20 protein-coding genes are annotated in these 19,077 nt (G+C 52.3%); 9 read left to right on the forward strand and 11 right to left on the reverse strand.

Translation table 11 applies throughout. The features are described 5' to 3' along the window. Positions 1–35 precede the first annotated feature (35 nt). Positions 36–1,400: an MFS transporter gene (locus FTE26_RS07450; RefSeq protein ID WP_001000978.1), complete on the forward strand. Its 1,365-nt coding sequence runs from the start codon at positions 36–38 to the stop codon at positions 1,398–1,400. A 127-nt stretch (positions 1,401–1,527) separates the two neighbouring features. Here the strand turns inward: FTE26_RS07450 and yajQ are convergent, their stop codons facing one another. Continuing rightward, on the reverse strand, positions 1,528–2,019 hold the full coding sequence (yajQ, locus tag FTE26_RS07455; protein ID WP_001138904.1) for a nucleotide binding protein YajQ: 492 nt from the start codon (positions 2,017–2,019) through the stop codon (positions 1,528–1,530). 167 nt (positions 2,020–2,186) lie between these two features. Here yajQ and panE point away from each other — a divergent pair, with 167 nt between their 5' ends. Together panE and yajL are read left to right on the forward strand one after the other, a co-directional pair. Then, positions 2,187–3,098, forward strand: a complete 912-nt coding sequence (gene panE / locus FTE26_RS07460; RefSeq protein ID WP_000705874.1) for a 2-dehydropantoate 2-reductase — start codon at positions 2,187–2,189, stop codon at positions 3,096–3,098. Beyond that, positions 3,061–3,651: a protein deglycase YajL gene (gene yajL / locus FTE26_RS07465; protein WP_001276309.1), complete on the forward strand. Its 591-nt coding sequence runs from the start codon at positions 3,061–3,063 to the stop codon at positions 3,649–3,651. The genes panE and yajL overlap by 38 nt, the downstream gene beginning before the upstream one ends. A gap of 53 nt (positions 3,652–3,704) precedes the next feature. Here the strand turns inward: yajL and thiI are convergent, their stop codons facing one another. After that, positions 3,705–5,153 (reverse strand): tRNA uracil 4-sulfurtransferase ThiI, encoded by a 1,449-nt coding sequence (thiI, locus tag FTE26_RS07470; protein WP_000668685.1) that lies wholly within the window; start codon positions 5,151–5,153, stop codon positions 3,705–3,707. A gap of 205 nt (positions 5,154–5,358) precedes the next feature. Between thiI and xseB the strand changes: the two genes are divergently transcribed. The 4 genes from xseB (at position 5,359) to yajO (ending at position 9,541) form a co-directional block, all read left to right on the forward strand. Next, positions 5,359–5,601: an exodeoxyribonuclease VII small subunit gene (gene xseB, locus FTE26_RS07475; RefSeq protein ID WP_001124935.1), complete on the forward strand. Its 243-nt coding sequence runs from the start codon at positions 5,359–5,361 to the stop codon at positions 5,599–5,601. Then, the gene (gene ispA / locus FTE26_RS07480; RefSeq protein ID WP_000347217.1) at positions 5,601–6,500 is read left to right on the forward strand and encodes a (2E,6E)-farnesyl diphosphate synthase; all 900 of its coding nucleotides are present in this window, start codon (positions 5,601–5,603) and stop codon (positions 6,498–6,500) included. Before xseB ends, ispA begins: the two co-directional genes overlap by 1 nt. A 24-nt stretch (positions 6,501–6,524) precedes the next feature. Continuing rightward, the gene (gene dxs / locus FTE26_RS07485; protein WP_000006807.1) at positions 6,525–8,387 is read left to right on the forward strand and encodes a 1-deoxy-D-xylulose-5-phosphate synthase; all 1,863 of its coding nucleotides are present in this window, start codon (positions 6,525–6,527) and stop codon (positions 8,385–8,387) included. Positions 8,388–8,566: 179 nt separating this feature from the next. Then, positions 8,567–9,541 (forward strand): 1-deoxyxylulose-5-phosphate synthase YajO, encoded by a 975-nt coding sequence (gene yajO / locus FTE26_RS07490; protein WP_001199827.1) that lies wholly within the window; start codon positions 8,567–8,569, stop codon positions 9,539–9,541. A 53-nt stretch (positions 9,542–9,594) separates the two neighbouring features. Here the strand turns inward: yajO and pgpA are convergent, their stop codons facing one another. From pgpA to nrdR, 6 genes are all read right to left on the reverse strand, one after another. Beyond that, entirely contained in the window at positions 9,595–10,113 is a 519-nt protein-coding gene (gene pgpA / locus FTE26_RS07495) for a phosphatidylglycerophosphatase A (protein WP_000154044.1), read from the reverse strand. Continuing rightward, the gene (gene thiL / locus FTE26_RS07500; RefSeq protein WP_000742103.1) at positions 10,091–11,068 is read right to left on the reverse strand and encodes a thiamine-phosphate kinase; all 978 of its coding nucleotides are present in this window, start codon (positions 11,066–11,068) and stop codon (positions 10,091–10,093) included. Before thiL ends, pgpA begins: the two co-directional genes overlap by 23 nt. A 77-nt stretch (positions 11,069–11,145) precedes the next feature. Beyond that, positions 11,146–11,565 (reverse strand): transcription antitermination factor NusB, encoded by a 420-nt coding sequence (nusB, locus tag FTE26_RS07505; protein ID WP_000801125.1) that lies wholly within the window; start codon positions 11,563–11,565, stop codon positions 11,146–11,148. A 19-nt stretch (positions 11,566–11,584) separates the two neighbouring features. Then, complete coding sequence (gene ribH / locus FTE26_RS07510) at positions 11,585–12,055, reverse strand: 6,7-dimethyl-8-ribityllumazine synthase (RefSeq protein ID WP_001021161.1); 471 nt, start codon at positions 12,053–12,055, stop codon at positions 11,585–11,587. A gap of 88 nt (positions 12,056–12,143) precedes the next feature. Next, positions 12,144–13,247 (reverse strand): bifunctional diaminohydroxyphosphoribosylaminopyrimidine deaminase/5-amino-6-(5-phosphoribosylamino)uracil reductase RibD, encoded by a 1,104-nt coding sequence (gene ribD / locus FTE26_RS07515; protein ID WP_001150470.1) that lies wholly within the window; start codon positions 13,245–13,247, stop codon positions 12,144–12,146. Positions 13,248–13,250: 3 nt separating this feature from the next. Continuing rightward, positions 13,251–13,700: a transcriptional regulator NrdR gene (gene nrdR, locus FTE26_RS07520; protein ID WP_000543535.1), complete on the reverse strand. Its 450-nt coding sequence runs from the start codon at positions 13,698–13,700 to the stop codon at positions 13,251–13,253. Positions 13,701–13,850: 150 nt separating this feature from the next. Between nrdR and FTE26_RS07525 the strand changes: the two genes are divergently transcribed. Together FTE26_RS07525 and tsx are read left to right on the forward strand one after the other, a co-directional pair. Further along, on the forward strand, positions 13,851–14,390 hold the full coding sequence (locus FTE26_RS07525; protein WP_001297136.1) for a DUF3251 domain-containing protein: 540 nt from the start codon (positions 13,851–13,853) through the stop codon (positions 14,388–14,390). Between the two features lie 298 nt (positions 14,391–14,688). Next, positions 14,689–15,573: a nucleoside-specific channel-forming protein Tsx gene (gene tsx, locus FTE26_RS07530; protein ID WP_001295328.1), complete on the forward strand. Its 885-nt coding sequence runs from the start codon at positions 14,689–14,691 to the stop codon at positions 15,571–15,573. 176 nt (positions 15,574–15,749) lie between these two features. Here the strand turns inward: tsx and yajD are convergent, their stop codons facing one another. The 3 genes from yajD to secD form a co-directional block, all read right to left on the reverse strand. Beyond that, positions 15,750–16,097, reverse strand: a complete 348-nt coding sequence (gene yajD / locus FTE26_RS07535; RefSeq protein ID WP_000974813.1) for an HNH nuclease YajD — start codon at positions 16,095–16,097, stop codon at positions 15,750–15,752. A gap of 128 nt (positions 16,098–16,225) precedes the next feature. Continuing rightward, positions 16,226–17,197, reverse strand: a complete 972-nt coding sequence (gene secF, locus FTE26_RS07540) for a protein translocase subunit SecF (RefSeq protein WP_000046637.1) — start codon at positions 17,195–17,197, stop codon at positions 16,226–16,228. Positions 17,198–17,207: 10 nt separating this feature from the next. Then, entirely contained in the window at positions 17,208–19,055 is a 1,848-nt protein-coding gene (gene secD, locus FTE26_RS07545) for a protein translocase subunit SecD (protein WP_000934822.1), read from the reverse strand. Positions 19,056–19,077: the final 22 nt, after the last annotated feature.

Here is a 19,077-nt window from a genome sequence, read left to right on the forward strand (position 1 = left end):
ACTACACTATGTGGGCATTTTTTTAAGGGGTGGTAATGAACGATTATAAAATGACGCCAGGTGAGAGGCGCGCGACCTGGGGTTTAGGGACCGTATTCTCGTTGCGCATGCTGGGCATGTTTATGGTTCTGCCGGTTCTGACCACGTACGGCATGGCTCTGCAAGGTGCCAGCGAAGCATTAATCGGTATTGCCATTGGTATTTATGGTCTGACTCAGGCCGTTTTTCAGATTCCGTTTGGCCTGCTTTCCGACCGCATTGGTCGCAAACCATTAATTGTCGGTGGGCTGGCGGTGTTTGCCGCCGGTAGCGTTATCGCTGCGCTTTCCGACTCCATCTGGGGAATTATTCTGGGCCGGGCGCTACAAGGCTCTGGAGCAATTGCCGCCGCCGTTATGGCGCTGCTTTCCGATCTCACGCGCGAACAAAACCGCACCAAAGCGATGGCGTTTATCGGCGTGAGCTTTGGCATTACCTTTGCCATTGCGATGGTGCTTGGCCCGATCATCACTCACAAACTTGGGCTGCACGCGCTGTTCTGGATGATCGCTATTCTGGCAACAACCGGCATTGCGTTGACCATTTGGGTTGTGCCCAACAGTAGCACTCACGTACTTAATCGTGAGTCCGGAATGGTGAAAGGCAGTTTCAGTAAAGTGCTGGCGGAACCGCGGCTGCTGAAACTCAACTTTGGCATTATGTGTCTGCACATGCTTCTGATGTCTACGTTTGTTGCCCTGCCCGGACAGCTAGCTGATGCGGGGTTCCCGGCGGCTGAACACTGGAAGGTCTATCTGGCGACGATGTTAATCGCCTTTGGCTCGGTCGTGCCTTTCATTATCTACGCTGAAGTTAAGCGCAAAATGAAGCAAGTCTTTGTCTTCTGCGTCGGGTTGATCGTGGTTGCGGAAATTGTGTTGTGGAACGCACAAACGCAGTTCTGGCAACTGGTGGTCGGCGTGCAGCTTTTCTTTGTGGCGTTTAATTTGATGGAAGCCCTTCTGCCCTCACTTATCAGTAAAGAGTCGCCAGCAGGTTACAAAGGTACGGCGATGGGTGTCTACTCCACCAGCCAGTTTCTTGGCGTGGCGATTGGCGGTTCGCTGGGCGGCTGGATTGACGGCATGTTTGACGGTCAGGGGGTATTTCTCGCTGGCGCAATGCTGGCCGCAGTGTGGCTGGCAGTCGCCAGTACCATGAAAGAACCGCCGTATGTCAGCAGTTTGCGCATTGAAATCCCGGCGGACATTGCCGCAAACGAAGCGTTAAAAGTGCGTTTGCTGGAAACTGAAGGCGTCAAAGAAGTGTTGATTGCAGAAGAAGAGCATTCAGCTTATGTGAAAATCGACAGCAAAGTGACAAATCGCTTTGAGGTTGAACAGGCAATTCGTCAGGCATAAAAAACGCGGCGAATTGCCTGCTGCGCTACGCTTACCAGGCCTACAAAGTTCTTGAGTTACAAACCGTTGTAGGCCGAATCAGGCGTTCATGCCGCATCTGACATGAACAAAACGCACATTGTCGCGATTAATCGCGGAAGTTTTTGAACTGGAACGGCTGGCCGAGATCGCCACCACGTACCATCGCCATGACAGCCTGCAAATCATCACGAGATTTGCCAGTCACACGGATCTCATCGCCCTGAATTTGCGCCTGCACTTTCAGTTTGCTGTCTTTAATCATCTTGACGATTTTCTTCTGGGTCGCGCTCTCAATGCCCTGTTTCAGTTTCGCTTCCACAAACCAGGTTTTACCGCTATGAACGATATTTTCCGGTACATCCAGTGAACTGCCTTCAATGCCGCGCTTCAGCAGCTTGGCACGCAGAATATCCAGCAACTGATTGACCTGGAAGTCGGACTCGCTCAACACTTTGATGGTTTTGCTGGCGTCGTTCAGCTCAAATGAGGCTTCAACGTTACGGAAGTCAAAACGGGACTCCACTTCGCGACTCGCGTTATCGACCGCGTTACGTGCTTCCTGAAGATCAACTTCAGAGACAATATCGAAAGATGGCATCTTTTCCTCTCCCTTCATTTTTGATGCGAAGCATAATACCTGCAAAGTTAAATAACCAACAGTCCTGCACCAGGACGTATCCCTTAATTGTGCATAGTCGCAACAGCATGCACAATTAAGGGATAGCCTTATTGAACACCCGGAGTGGTTGCGGGTGAGGAGGAACAATGAAAATTACCGTATTGGGATGCGGTGCCTTAGGGCAATTATGGCTTACAGCACTTTGTAAACAGGGTCACGAAGTTCAGGGCTGGCTGCGCGTACCGCAACCTTATTGTAGTGTGAATCTGGTTGAGACTGATGGTTCGATATTTAACGAATCGCTGACCGCCAACGATCCCGATTTTCTTGCCACCAGCGATCTGCTCCTGGTGACGCTGAAAGCATGGCAGGTTTACGATGCCGTCAAAAGCCTCGCGTCCACACTGCCTGTAACCACGCCAATACTGTTAATTCACAACGGCATGGGCACCATCGAAGAGTTGCAAAACATTCAGCAGCCATTACTGATGGGCACCACCACCCATGCCGCCCGCCGCGACGGCAATGTCATTATTCATGTGGCAAACGGAATCACGCATATTGGTCCGGCACGGCAACAGGATGGCGATTACAGTTATCTGGCGGATATTTTGCAAACCGTGTTGCCTGACGTTGCCTGGCATAACAATATTCGCGCCGAGCTGTGGCGCAAGCTGGCCGTCAACTGTGTGATTAATCCACTGACCGCCATCTGGAATTGCCCGAATGGTGAATTACGTCATCATCCGCAAGAAATTATGCAGATATGCGAAGAAGTCGCGGCAGTGATCGAGCGCGAAGGGCATCATACTTCAGCAGAAGATTTGCGTGATTACGTGATGCAGGTGATTGATGCCACAGCGGAAAATATCTCGTCGATGTTGCAGGATATCCGCGCGCTGCGCCACACCGAAATCGACTATATCAATGGTTTTCTCTTACGCCGCGCCCGCGCGCATGGGATTGCCGTACCGGAAAACACCCGCCTGTTTGAAATGGTAAAAAGAAAGGAGAGTGAATATGAGCGCATCGGCACTGGTTTGCCTCGCCCCTGGTAGTGAAGAGACTGAAGCCGTCACCACTATCGATCTGCTGGTTCGCGGCGGTATCAAAGTCACCACTGCCAGCGTCGCCAGCGATGGCAACCTGGCCATTACCTGCTCGCGCGGCGTGAAGCTGCTGGCGGATGCGCCGCTGGTCGAGGTGGCTGATGGCGAATATGACGTGATCGTACTGCCTGGTGGCATTAAAGGCGCAGAGTGTTTTCGCGATAGTACCCTGCTGGTTGAAACCGTTAAACAGTTCCACCGTTCCGGGCGTATCGTCGCGGCTATTTGCGCCGCGCCAGCCACCGTGCTGGTGCCGCACGATATCTTCCCGATTGGTAATATGACCGGCTTCCCGACGCTGAAAGACAAAATTCCCGCTGAACAATGGCAGGACAAGCGCGTCGTCTGGGATGCACGGGTAAAATTGCTGACCAGCCAGGGGCCGGGGACAGCTATCGACTTTGGTCTGAAAATTATCGACCTGCTGGTTGGGCGCGAGAAAGCCCATGAAGTGGCATCACAACTGGTGATGGCGGCAGGGATTTATAATTATTACGAGTAGTGTCGGATGCGGTAAGCGTCGCATCTGACCAGATGCGACGTTACAACCACAAATTACGGGCGATATACCTTCACATTGTTAAAGCCCTGCTCGCGCAGATAGAGCGCCTGCAGACGGCTCATCACCCCGCGCTCACACCACAGTAGCCAGGTTCTGTTCTGGTCGAGATCGCCAAACTTGGTGCTCAGTTTATAGAACGGCAGAGAAACTACATCAATCCCTTCGACTTTCAGTGGCTTATCTTCCTGTTCATCGATAGAACGGATATCGAGGATCACGTCGTTCGGGCCGAAGCCATTGACGGTTTCCACTTCCACCACTTCCTGCTCGGTCTGCTGGGCGATTTCGCGGATATCAACGTTATTCGCTTCTTCAACCACTTTATCGAGAATGCTGAAGTCGAATTTCTCTTCTTCCGCTTCAATCTTCGACTTAACCGCTTTCACCGTCGGGCTTTTGGAGATAACACCGCAATATTCCGGCATCGTGCGAGCAAAGTCTTCGGTGCCAATCTGGCGAGCCAGGTTGATGATGTGCTCTTTGTCGTAAGAAATCAGCGGACGCAGGATCAGCGTATCGGAGACGTTATCAATCAGGCGCAGGTTGGTCAGCGTCTGACTGGACACCTGGCCGAGCGCTTCGCCGGTGACCAGCGCCTGTACGCCGTAACGTTCAGCCACTTTAGACGCGGCACGCACCATCATACGTTTGAGGATAACGCCCATCTGACCGTCGTCGATTTTCTCGAGAATTTCCCCGACGACCGGTTCGAAATTAATAGCGACAAAACGCACGCGGTGGGAGCTGCCAAAACGGTTCCACAGATAATGCGCCACCTGACGCACGCCAATTTCATGCGCCGCGCCGCCAAGGTTAAAGAAACAGTAATGCACGCGGCAGCCGCGACGCATCAACATATAACTGGAAACACCGGAGTCGAAACCACCGGAAATGAGCGACAGCACATCTTCCTGGGTGCCGATCGGGAAACCGCCAATACCTTCGTAGCGGCCTTTAATCAGCAGGAGACGATCGTCTTCCACTTCCAGATGGACAGTCACTTCCGGATTGGTCAGCTTCACGCGCGCGGACTCAATATGCTGATTTAAACCGCCGCCGACGTAACGTTCCACATCAATCGAGCTAAAATCATGTTTGCCACGGCGCTTCACGCGTACGCAGAAGGTTTTGCCTTCCAGCTGATCGCGATACTGAACCAACGCTTTCTCAAAAATATCGTGCATGTCGGTAAACGGCACGTCTTCGACTTCGAGAATATGGTGGATACCCGGAATACGGGTCAGGGCGTCGCGAATAGCCAGACGCTGGTTTTCATCTTTTGCGCGAACTTCGATGTTATCCCAGTGGCGGACGACAGCGAGCGTCTCATCATAGTGCTTTAAAACGTTACGAATGTTCCCGGTAAGGATTTTTATAAAGCGCAAGCGCACAGATTGGCTTTTGATGGTGATTTCCGGGAACAATTTAATGATAAACTTCATGGCGGCAATGGTTCGTTGGCAAGCCTTAAGCGACTTGTATAGGGAAAAATACAGCAGCCCACACCTGCGGCTGCATCCAGGCGCGGAAGTATACCACTAACATCGCTTTGCTGCGCACATCACCTTACCATTGCGCGTTATTTGCTATTTGCCCTGAGTCCGTTACCATGACGGGGCGAAAAATATTGAGAGTCAGACATTCATTATGCCGAAGAAAAATGAGGCTCCCGCCAGCTTTGAAAAGGCGCTGAGCGAGCTGGAACAGATTGTAACCCGTCTGGAAAGTGGCGACCTGCCGCTGGAAGAGGCGCTGAACGAGTTCGAACGCGGCGTGCAGCTGGCACGTCAGGGGCAGGCCAAATTACAACAAGCCGAACAGCGCGTACAAATTCTGCTGTCTGACAATGAAGACGCCTCTCTAACCCCTTTTACACCGGACAATGAGTAATGGACTTTCCGCAGCAACTCGAAGCCTGCGTTAAGCAGGCCAACCAGGCGCTGAGCCGTTTTATCGCCCCACTGCCCTTTCAGAACACTCCCGTGGTCGAAACCATGCAGTACGGCGCATTATTAGGTGGTAAGCGCCTGCGACCTTTTCTGGTTTATGCCACCGGTCATATGTTCGGCGTTAGCACAAACACGCTGGACGCACCCGCTGCCGCCGTAGAGTGTATCCACGCTTACTCATTAATTCATGATGATTTACCGGCGATGGATGATGACGATCTGCGTCGCGGTTTGCCGACCTGCCATGTGAAGTTTGGCGAAGCAAACGCGATTCTCGCTGGCGACGCTTTACAAACGCTGGCGTTCTCGATTCTAAGCGATGCTGATATGCCGGAAGTGTCGGATCGCGACAGAATTTCGATGATTTCTGAACTGGCGAGCGCCAGCGGTATTGCCGGAATGTGCGGTGGTCAGGCATTAGATTTAGACGCGGAAGGCAAACACGTACCTCTGGACGCGCTTGAGCGTATTCATCGTCATAAAACCGGCGCATTGATTCGCGCCGCCGTTCGCCTTGGTGCATTAAGCGCCGGAGATAAAGGGCGTCGTGCTCTGCCAGTACTCGACAAGTACGCAGAGAGCATCGGCCTTGCCTTCCAGGTTCAGGATGACATCCTGGATGTGGTAGGAGATACTGCAACGTTGGGAAAACGCCAGGGTGCCGACCAGCAACTTGGTAAAAGTACCTACCCTGCACTTCTGGGTCTTGAGCAAGCCCGGAAGAAAGCCCGGGATCTGATCGACGATGCCCGCCAGTCGCTGAAACAACTGGCTGAACAATCACTCGATACCTCGGCACTGGAAGCGCTAGCGGACTACATCATCCAGCGTAATAAATAAACAATAAGTATTAATAGGCCCCTGATGAGTTTTGATATTGCCAAATACCCGACCCTGGCACTGGTCGACTCCACCCAGGAGTTACGACTGTTGCCGAAAGAGAGTTTACCGAAACTCTGCGACGAACTGCGCCGCTATTTACTCGACAGCGTGAGCCGTTCCAGCGGGCACTTCGCCTCCGGGCTGGGCACGGTCGAACTGACCGTGGCGCTGCACTATGTCTACAACACCCCGTTTGACCAATTGATTTGGGATGTGGGGCATCAGGCTTATCCGCATAAAATTTTGACCGGACGCCGCGACAAAATCGGCACCATCCGTCAGAAAGGCGGCCTGCACCCGTTCCCGTGGCGCGGCGAAAGCGAATATGACGTATTAAGCGTCGGGCATTCATCAACCTCCATCAGTGCCGGAATTGGTATTGCGGTTGCTGCCGAGAAAGAAGGCAAAAATCGCCGCACCGTCTGTGTCATTGGCGATGGCGCGATTACCGCTGGCATGGCGTTTGAAGCGATGAATCACGCGGGCGATATCCGTCCTGATATGCTGGTGGTCCTCAACGACAATGAAATGTCGATTTCCGAAAATGTCGGCGCGCTCAATAACCATCTGGCACAGCTGCTTTCCGGTAAGCTTTACTCTTCGCTGCGCGAAGGCGGGAAAAAAGTTTTCTCTGGCGTTCCGCCCATTAAAGAGCTGCTCAAACGTACCGAAGAACATATTAAAGGCATGGTAGTGCCTGGCACGTTGTTTGAAGAGCTGGGCTTTAACTACATCGGCCCGGTTGACGGTCACGATGTGCTGGGGCTTATCACCACGCTGAAGAACATGCGCGACCTGAAAGGCCCGCAGTTCCTGCATATCATGACCAAAAAAGGTCGTGGTTATGAACCGGCAGAAAAAGACCCCATCACTTTCCACGCCGTGCCTAAATTTGATCCCTCCAGCGGTTGTTTGCCGAAAAGTAGCGGCGGTTTGCCGAGCTATTCAAAAATCTTTGGCGACTGGTTGTGCGAAACGGCAGCGAAAGACAACAAGCTGATGGCGATTACTCCGGCGATGCGTGAAGGTTCCGGCATGGTCGAGTTTTCACGTAAATTCCCGGATCGTTACTTCGACGTGGCAATCGCCGAGCAACACGCGGTGACCTTTGCCGCCGGTCTGGCGATTGGTGGGTACAAACCCATTGTCGCGATTTACTCCACTTTCCTGCAACGCGCCTATGATCAGGTGCTGCATGACGTGGCGATTCAAAAGCTCCCGGTCCTGTTCGCCATCGACCGCGCGGGCATTGTTGGTGCTGACGGTCAAACCCATCAGGGCGCTTTTGACCTCTCTTACCTGCGCTGTATACCGGAAATGGTCATTATGACCCCGAGCGATGAAAACGAATGTCGCCAGATGCTCTATACCGGCTATCACTATAACGACGGCCCGTCCGCGGTGCGCTACCCGCGCGGTAACGCGGTTGGCGTGGAACTGACGCCGCTGGAAAAACTGCCAATTGGCAAAGGCATTGTGAAGCGTCGTGGCGAGAAACTGGCGATCCTTAACTTTGGTACGCTGATGCCAGACGCGGCGAAAGTCGCTGAATCGCTGAACGCTACGCTGGTCGATATGCGTTTTGTGAAACCGCTTGATGAAGCGTTAATTCTGGAAATGGCCGCCAGCCATGAAGCGCTGGTCACCGTAGAAGAAAACGCCATTATGGGCGGCGCAGGCAGCGGCGTGAACGAAGTGCTAATGGCCCATCGTAAACCAGTACCCGTGCTGAACATTGGCCTGCCTGACTTCTTTATTCCACAAGGAACTCAGGAAGAAATGCGCGCCGAACTCGGCCTCGATGCCACCGGTATGGAAGCCAAAATCAAGGCCTGGCTGGCATAATCCCTACTCCACTCCTGCTATGCTTAACAAATTATTCATAGACTCTAAATAATTCGAGTTGCAGGAAGGCGGCAAACGAGTGAAGCCCCAGGAGCTTACATAAGTAAGTGACTGGGGTGAACGAATGCAGCCGCAGCACATGCAACTTGAAGTATGACGAGTATGGCAGGAGTGGCAGCATGCAATACAACCCCTTAGGAAAAACCGACCTTCGCGTTTCCCGACTTTGCCTCGGCTGTATGACCTTTGGCGAGCCAGATCGTGGTAATCACGCATGGACACTGCCGGAAGAGAGTAGCCGTCCCATCATTAAACGCGCGCTGGAAGGCGGCATAAATTTCTTTGATACCGCCAATAGCTATTCCGATGGCAGCAGCGAAGAGATCGTTGGTCGCGCACTGCGGGATTTCGCCCGTCGTGAAGACGTGGTCGTTGCCACCAAAGTGTTCCATCGCGTTGGTGATTTACCGGAAGGATTATCCCGTGCACAAATTTTGCGCTCTATCGACGGCAGCCTGCGACGTCTCGGCATGGATTATGTCGATATCCTGCAAATTCATCGCTGGGATTACAACACGCCGATCGAAGAGACGCTGGAAGCTCTGAACGACGTGGTAAAAGCCGGGAAAGCGCGTTATATCGGCGCGTCATCCATGCACGCTTCGCAGTTTGCTCAGGCCCTGAAGCTACAAAAACAGCACGGCTGGGCGCAGTTTGTCAGTATGCAGGATCACTACAATCTGATTTATCGCGAAGAAGAGCGCGAGATGCTGCCACTGTGTTATCAGGAGGGCGTGGCGGTGATTCCGTGGAGCCCGCTGGCGCGGGGGCGACTGACGCGTCCGTGGGGAGAAACTACCGCACGACTGGTGTCTGATGAGGTGGGGAAAAATCTCTATAAAGAAAGCGATGAAAATGACGCGCAGATCGCAGAGCGGTTAACGGGCGTCAGTGAAGAACTCGGTGCAACACGAGCACAAGTTGCGCTGGCCTGGTTGTTGAGTAAACCGGGCATTGCCGCACCGATTATCGGTACATCGCGGGAAGAACAGCTTGATGAGCTATTGAACGCGGTGGATATCACTTTGAAGCCGGAACAGATTGCCGAACTGGAAACGCCGTATAAACCGCATCCGGTAGTAGGATTTAAATAAGAGTCCAGGCCTGATGAGACGCAACAAGCGTCACATCAGGCATCGGTGCACAACTACGACAGAATGCCCAGCGGCCAGTGATGACCAATAAAGTACAGGATGCCAGCGGAGATCACCCCGGCGACAATATCATCTATCATGATCCCCATGCCGCCATGCACATTGCGATCAAACCAGCGGATCGGCCACGGTTTCCACATATCCAGAATACGGAAAATCACAAACCCGGCGGCAACCCACTGCCAGTCATTGGTCGGCAGCGCCATGAGCGTGATCCACATACCAATAAATTCGTCCCAGACAATGCTGCCGTGATCGTGCACGCCCATATCTTTTGCGGTCTGATGACAAAGATAGACGCCGATACAGATCCCCAGCATCACCACCAGCGAGTAGAGCTGCCAGGGCAAAAAGGTCATCAGATACCAGAACGGAATCGCTGCCAGCGAGCCCATCGTCCCAGGAACGATCGGGCTTAATCCACTTCCGAATCCGACAGCAAGCAGATGCCACGGATTACTCATCTTCAGGCGACTTTTCGCGACATCTTTATGGCGTGGCAAAATGGTCATATCCTTTCCAGTCAAACGTGACAGGTTCGCCGTCACGAATAAAACAAAGCCCTTCGATATCGGCGGTCATTTGCCCGATACAGGTAAACGGTACGCCAAGGTGTCCGAGAGCAACATCCAGCGCGCCACGGTTCAGTTCCGGCACCGTGAAACACAACTCGTAATCTTCACCGCCAGAGAGCGCCCAGCGCAGCGCCTGTTCCGGTTCAACATGGCGAGAAAGCGCATCAGAAAACGGCAGCAATGCCAGGTCAATACGTGCGCCGCAGTCGCTGGCTTTCACGATATGCCCGAGATCGGAAATCAGACCGTCAGAGAAATCGATAGCTGAATTTGCCAGATCGCGCAGTGCCTGCCCCTGTAAAATACGCGGCGATGGACGGAGATGACGTTTGATCAAGTAGTCAGCATCTTTAGCATCGGCAACCTGCAAACGGTTTTGCAAAATCGCCAGCCCGGCGGCGCTATCGCCCGGTGTACCGGTCACATAGATCCAGTCACCCGGTTTCGCCCCAGAGCGCGTTAAGGCTCGTCCCATCGGAACAAAGCCGTGGATACCCAACGTCATTGATAATGGCCCACGCGTGGTATCGCCGCCAATGAGTTGCATATCGTAATAATTGAGAAGATCAAACAAACTGTCGCTGAAGGACTCAAGCCACGCTTCGTCTACGTCCGGTAAGGTTAATGCCAGCGTCAGCCAGGCCGGATCGGCCCCCATCGCTGCCAGATCGCTTAGGTTCACCGCCAGTGCTTTATAAGCCAGATCAGCAGGATCGATATCAGGGAGGAAATGGTTACCCGCCACCAGCGTATCAGTGCTGATCGCCAGGGTCTGTTTCTCGGGGATATTGAGAAGTGCGCAATCGTCGCCGATGCCCAGTTCGACATCAAGACGAGAACTTCTTACACGGTCAAAATAACGGGCAATCAGGGAGAACTCGCCACATGCCATACGTTATGCCTCAGCAGGTAAAAAAGAAAAGGCCGGCGATCATGGAACGGTCTTCCGTGAATCTACCGGCCTGGATATCACTTTTTGTTAGGGCGAATCACAGGTGCTGCTTTATCGAGTACGCCGTTGACGAACTTATGGCTGTCTTCTGCGCCGAACGATTTCGCCAGTTCGATCGCTTCGTTAATGGCCACTTTGTATGGCACATCGCTACGTTTAGACAGTTCGTACAGCGCAATGCGCAGTACTGCTTTTTCTACCTGTCCCAGTTCTTCCAGCAGGCGGGACAGGTATGGCTTCATCAGTCCGTCGAGGTATGCGGTATTAGTCGCCACCCCGGCCAGCAGCTCACGGAAGTACAGGACGTCAACGTCTTTTACATCCTGTTCAGCCAGGAACTGGTATTCAACATCAGCGATGTCGTTCTGGGACAACTGCCAGGAGTAGAGCGCCTGGACGGCACACTCACGAGCGCGGCGACGAGCAGCAGGTTTCACGGATTTCCCCTTACTAATTTCAGGCCTTGATGGCTTTCAATACATTAATCATTTCAAGCGCGGTCAGTGCAGCTTCTGCACCTTTGTTGCCAGCTTTGGTGCCAGCACGTTCGATCGCTTGTTCAATGCTTTCAGTGGTCAGAACCCCAAAAGCAACCGGAATTTCGCTGTCCTGGGCAACATGCGCCAGGCCGTTGCTTGCACCACCAGCGACATATTCAAAGTGGGCAGTGCCACCACGAATAACCGTACCCAGCGCAATCACCGCGTCGTATTTACCGGTTTTAGCCAGTGCACCCGCCGCCAGCGGCAGCTCATAGGCACCAGGCACCCAAACAACGGTAATGTTTTCATCTTTTACCTGACCGATACGTTTCAGTGCGTCAATTGCACCTTCCAGCAGGCTGTCATTGATAAAGTTGTTGAAACGCGCGATGGTGATGGCGACGCGAGCGTCCGGGGTAGCAACGTTAGCTTCAATAATGTTCATTTTCTTCCTTCGGGTTCGAGTATGGCCCCGCAGGGGGGCGGATTTTAGCATAATATTTCGTGCGCTGCTTCCCTTTCGAGCCGGGAGATCATGCACCCACTAAATGCAGGCAAACATCCGGGCCTACATGACGTATCTCTTTGAATTTAAATTGGGGGGCGTCGGCTAATTTCTCAAGCCCTGGCAGCGTGCATAATCCGCGGGCGTCGCTGCCTAATAGTTTAGGTGCGATATAGACAATCAGCTCATCGACTAAACCCGCCTGCAGCAATGCGCCAGCGAGCGTTGGCCCCGCTTCCACCCAGATGCTGTTAATTTGCTGTTTACCCAGTTGCATCATCAGTATAACCAGATCCAGATGACCTTTATGCTCTGGAATCAGCAAGGTACGCACCGTTTCCGGCCACTCACTAGAATCTTCCTGCGTACGCGCGAACCAGGTTTCGCCGGGCTGCTGCACAATGCGATGTTCCGGCGTCACGCGATTTTGGCTATCAATCACAATACGTACTGGCTGGCGGAGATTTTGTTGCGGGTAGAGCGCCTGAGTTTGTTCATCCAGTTCAGACCAACGCACTGTTAAGGCTGGATCATCCGCCAGCACCGTGGCGCTGCTGGTTAAAATGGCATGACTTTGTGCGCGCTGTCGTTGTACGTCGCGCCGCGCCTGAGGCGAAGTGATCCACTGGCTTTCGCCGCTCGCCATCGCCGTGCGGCCATCAAGCGATGCGCCAAGTTTTAACTGAATATAAGGAAAGCCGGTGCGCATCCGCTTGAGAAAGCCTTTATTCAATTGCTCGGCTTCACTCATCATCAGCCCGTGGCTGACGTCAATGCCAGCCTGTTGCAGACGGTAAAGTCCACGCCCAGCGACCTGCGGGTTAGGATCTTGCATCGAGGCAACCACGCGCGCTACGCCAGCGGCGATGAGTGCGTCACAGCACGGTGGCGTACGACCATGATGGCTACAGGGTTCGAGTGTGACATAGGCGGTCGCACCTTTGGCTTTTTCACCCGCCATACGCAACGCGTGTACTTCGGCATGTGGTTCACCCGCACGTTGGTGGTAACCTTCACCGACAATTTCGCCATCTTTGACAATGACGCACCCGACATTCGGGTTGGGATGCGTGGTAAAACGTCCTCGTTGCGCCAGCTTTAGCGCCCGCGCCATGTAATACTCGTCCTGCACGGCTTAGTCCTCCAGGCGCGCGATCTCTTCGCCAAATTCTTTGATATCTTCGAAACTGCGGTAGACAGAGGCAAAACGGATATAGGCGACTTTATCGAGCTTTTTCAATTGCTCCATCACCAGATTGCCAATCATCTTGCTCGGCACTTCGCGCTCACCGGTGGCGCGCAGCTGCGATTTAATATGATTGATTGCCATTTCGACGTCATCGGAACTCACCGGACGTTTTTCCAGCGCCCGCAGCATTCCGCTACGCAATTTCTCTTCATTAAACGGTTCACGCACGTCGTTGCTTTTTACAACACGCGGCATAACCAGCTCCGCCACTTCAAAGGTGGTGAAACGTTCATTACACACCAGACACTGCCGACGGCGGCGTACGGATGAACCCTCGCCCACGAGACGAGAGTCAATTACCTTAGTGTCCACGGCGAAACAGAATGGGCAATGCATACGGCGTCCTGACCAGGTGGTTAACAGAAATCTATTTTACCCTGAACTGACGATACAACAAAGGCGCAACGCTTTTGAGATAAAGGATCGATGCTTTCGCTGCTTTTACCCTCTACCATTAGGCTAATTGCGACGAGAAAGGGACGACCTATGAATACTAACGTTTTTCGACTGCTCCTGCTGGGAAGCCTGTTCAGCCTTAGCGCCTGTGTGCAGCAGAGCGAAGTGCGACAGATGAAACACAGCGTCAGCACGCTGAACCAGGAGATGACGCAACTCAATAAAGAAACGGTCAAAATCACTCAGCAAAACAGGCTGAATGCAAAATCCAGCAGTGGGGTTTACCTTCTGCCTGGAGCGAAAACACCGGCAAGACTGGAAAGCCAGATCGGTACTTTACGTATGTCGCTGGTGAATATTACGCCTGATGCAGATGGCACCACCCTGACGCTACGTATTCAGGGCGAGTCGAATGATCCCTTGCCCGCATTCAGCGGAACTGTTGAATATGGGCAAATTCAGGGAACAATAGACAACTTTCAGGAAATCAATGTGCAGAATCAATTGATTAATGCCCCTGCCAGCGTCCTCGCCCCCAGCGATGTTGATATTCCGTTACAATTAAAGGGGATTTCTGTGGATCAGTTAGGCTTTGTACGTATCCACGACATTCAACCTGTTATGCAGTAAACGTATTTCGGGACGATTTTGTGCGTCCCGCAACATATTTACCCGTCATTTTGTTACTCTGCTTACATCACCTGGATTGATAGTAAAAGTTTGCAACAAGGGCGAAAGTCAGTACAATCCCCGCCCGAATGTGTGTAAACGTGAACGCAATCGATTACGTAAATGATAGAACTGTGAAACGAAACATATTTTTGTGAGCAATGATTTTTATAATAGGCTCCTCTGTATACGAAATATTTAGAAACGCAATTTGCGCCTTTTTCACTCCCGCAAGGGATTTTCAAACAGTGGCATACATATGAAAAAAACATTACTGGCAGCCGGTGCGGTACTGGCGCTCTCTTCGTCTTTTACTGTCAACGCAGCTGAAAACGACAAACCGCAGTATCTTTCCGACTGGTGGCACCAGAGCGTTAACGTTGTCGGAAGCTATCACACCCGTTTTGGACCGCAGATCCGCAACGATACCTACCTTGAGTACGAAGCATTCGCTAAAAAAGACTGGTTCGACTTCTATGGTTATGCGGATGCGCCGGTATTCTTCGGCGGTAACTCCGATGCCAAAGGTATCTGGAACCACGGCTCTCCGCTGTTTATGGAAATCGAACCACGTTTCTCCATCGACAAGCTGACCAATACTGACCTTAGCTTCGGTCCGTTCAAAGAGTGGTACTTCGCGAACAACTACATTTACGACATGGGTCGTAATAAAGATGGTCGCCAGAGCACCTGGTATATGGGTCTGGGTACCGACATCGATACTGGTCTGCCGATGAGCCTGTCCATGAACGTCTATGCGAAATACCAGTGGCAGAACTATGGCGCAGCGAACGAAAACGAGTGGGACGGTTACCGTTTCAAAATTAAATACTTTGTGCCGATTACCGATCTGTGGGGCGGTCAGCTGAGCTACATCGGCTTCACCAACTTCGACTGGGGTTCCGATTTAGGGGATGACAGCGGTAACGCAATCAACGGTATTAAGACCCGTACTAATAACTCTATCGCTTCCAGCCATATTCTGGCTCTGAACTACGATCACTGGCACTACTCTGTCGTAGCTCGTTACTGGCACGACGGTGGTCAGTGGAACGACGATGCAGAACTGAACTTCGGCAACGGCAACTTCAACGTTCGCTCTACCGGCTGGGGTGGTTACCTGGTTGTAGGTTACAACTTCTGATTATGAAAATGCCGGGATTTATTCCCGGCATTTCAGATTGTTAACAACGTGCGCTTTGTTCATGCCGGATGCGGCGTAAACGCTTTGTCCGACCCACAAAAGCACGTAAATTCAATATATTGCTGAAATAACGTAGTCCTGATAAGCGTAGCGCATCAGGCAATTTTACGTTTTAATCACTTCTTCTTGTTCATCATCGCTTTCAGGTCAGCGAATGGGTTGTACTTCGCTTCACCGACATCTTTCTGCGCATCTTCCCCTGCGATAACGGTCGTACCATACTGATCCGCTTCGGTATATTTCGAATGCTCATGATCGTGGCAATAGAGACAAAGCAATTCCCAGTTACTGCCATCTTCCGGGTTATTGGTATGGTCGTGATCAATGTGGTGAACAGTAAGTTCACGCAGGTTGGAATAGACAAACTCGCGGGAACAGCGACCGCAGACCCACGGATAGATTTTTAATGCTTTTTCGCGATAGCCGCTTTCTAACCGCGCATAGTTTTTTGGGATGATAGCCATGAAAAGTTACCTGGATGAAATGTAGGGTTACGCGCAGTTTCCCAAGATGCGGGGATTTTCGCAATCTCCATACATCAAAAAAAATCCCGATCTTCTGACCGGGATTTTCAACATCAACGGGAACTTGATTAAGGCAGAATTGACGGCTGATCCGCCCCTTCTTTTTCCACTTTCTGCTGCAACATGTGTTCGCGCTTCATACCCAGTTTCAGAGCCAACGCAGATGCCACATAGATGGAAGATGCAGTACCGATGGAAACACCGATAAGCATGGTCAGCGAGAAGCCTTCCAGTACCGGACCACCGAAGAGGTACAGCATCAGGATAACCATCAAGGTAGTACCGGATGTGATCAAGGTACGGTGCAGCGTCTGGGTCAAGGACACGTTAAAGATTTCGTAAGGCGTACCGCGACGGATCTTGCGGAAGTTTTCACGAATACGGTCCGATACCACGATACTGTCGTTAAGCGAGTAACCGATAACCGACATCAACGATGCCACAATGGTCAGGTCAATCTCGATATGGAATAACGACAAAATACCCAGCGTAATGATAACGTCGTGCGCCAGCGCAATAACCACCCCTGCCGCCAGTCGCCACTCAAAGCGGAAACCTACGTACACGAGGATAGACAGCAGCGCTGCCATCAACGCCATCGCACCGGTTTGCGCAAGGTCTGCCCCCACGCTCGGACCGACGAACTCAATACGCTTCACTGCTGCATTCTGATTGGTGGATTCGTTAATCACCTTCAGAACCTGGCTGCCCAGCACCTGACCGCCGGTTTCGCCTTCAGCAGGCGGCATACGGACCATGATGTCGTGGCTGCTACCAAAGTTTTGCAGCATTGGCTCTTCAAAACCGGCTTTTTGCAATGCATCACGCATTACGTCAATTTCAGCCGGTTTTTCGAGCGTAATTTCGATAACCGTACCACCGGTGAAATCCAGCCCCCAGTTAAAGCCGCGCACGCCCATAATAACGATAGCGGCGATTAACAGCAGACCAGAGATGCCGAAAGCCCAGTAGTCCCAGCGCATAAAGTCATAGACTTTACGGCCGTGGTTTAGTTGTTCAACAGTATATTCCTGTGCCATATCGCACTCCTCAGATTGACAGCTTCTTGACGCGCTTGCCGCCATATAGCAGGTTTACGATGGCACGCGTACCGACAATCGCGGTAAACATCGACGTCGCCACACCGATACCGGTAGTAATCGCGAACCCTTTAATTGCCCCGGTACCCACTGCGTACAGGATGATGACTTTAATCAGCGTGGTGATGTTCGCATCGAAGATAGAACTGAATGCGCCACGATAACCTTCATCAATTGCCTGTTGAACAGTACGTCCGTTGCTCAACTCTTCTTTAATACGTTCGTTGATCAGTACGTTCGCATCGACCGCCACCGCAAGGGTTAAGACGATACCCGCGATACCTGGCATACTCAGCGTTGCGCCTGGCAACAGCGACATAATGCCGACGATTAAGATCAAGTTGGCAATCAGAGCACTGGTCGCAATCAGACCAAACTTCTTATAGAAGATGATCATGAACAGAATAGAAACCAGCAGACCGGCAAGGCAAGCCTCCAGCCCCTGTTCAATGTTCTGCATACCCAGGGTTGGGCCAATGGTACGTTCTTCAACAATCTGAATCGGCGCGATCAACGCACCGGCACGCAGCAGCAGTGACAGCTGACGGGCTTCGTTCGGGTTGTTGATGCCGGTGATACGGAAGCTGTTACCCAGACGAGACTGGATGTTGGCGATGTTAATCACCTCTTCCTGTTTCACCAGAACCGCACGACCATTTGCATCTTTCTTACCGCTGTCTTTGTACTCCACAAACAGGGTTGCCATCGGTTTGCCGATGTTGTCCTTAGTGAAGTTAGACATGATGTTACCACCAGCGCTATCGAGCGAGATGTTAACCTGCGGTTGGTTGTATTCGTCCTGGCTGGAAGTGGAGTCGGTGATATGGTCACCGGTCAGAATTACGCGTTTGTACAGCACAACTGGCTGACCTTCGCGGGTCTGTTTCACTTCAGAGTCGCCCGGTACGCGACCGGATGCCGCAGCGGCCTGGTCAACGTTGGTGTTTACCAGACGGAATTCCAGCGTTGCCGTCGCACCCAGAATCTCTTTCGCACGCGCAGTGTCCTGAATACCTGGCAGTTCAACAACGATACGGTCAGCACCCTGACGCTGAACCACCGGCTCCGCCACGCCAAGTTGGTTTACACGGTTACGCAGGATATTGATGTTCTGCTGCACCGCATATTCACGCGCTTCACTCAGACGAGCATCGCTCATTACCGCACGCAGCTGGTTGCTGCCCTGGCTACTAATCACCAGGTCCGGATGGCGCTTGCTCAGATACGCAATGGCTTCATCACGAGCTTTAGCATCGCGGAAAGTAATGCTCAGGCCGTAGTTGTTTTCTTTACGAACGGTGGTATACGGGATGCCCTTTTCACGCAGATCGCTGCGCAGGCTATCGATATTTTGTTCCTGGAGTTTGCCAAGCGCGGTGTCCATATCCACTTCCATCAGGAAGTGAACGCCGCCACGCAGGTCAAGGCCGAGCTTCATCGGCTCAGCGTGAATAGCTGCCAGCCAGCGCGGCGTTGCCGGGGCAAGGTTAAGCGCCACGACGTATTTGTCACCCATAACGCCCATTAATGCTTCACGAGCGCGCAGCTGGGTGTCAGTGGAGTCGAAGCGCGCAAGAATAGCGCCCTCTTCCAGTGCCACAGACTTAGCAGTTATTTTTTCTTCTTGTAACGTTTTCTGGACCTGGATCAGCGTTTGCTCACTGGCGGCGACTCCGCGCGCACCAGTGATCTGAACAGCCGGATCCTCACCAAACAGGTTGGGAAGCGCATACAGCAGACCGATGACAATCACCACGATCAGCATGACGTACTTCCACAAAGGATAACGGTTTAACACGGCAATTCCCTTAGGGAAAAAT

It is taken from the genome of Escherichia sp. S10b (assembly GCF_028421345.1).
Classification (GTDB): Bacteria; Pseudomonadota; Gammaproteobacteria; order Enterobacterales; family Enterobacteriaceae; genus ECMA0423.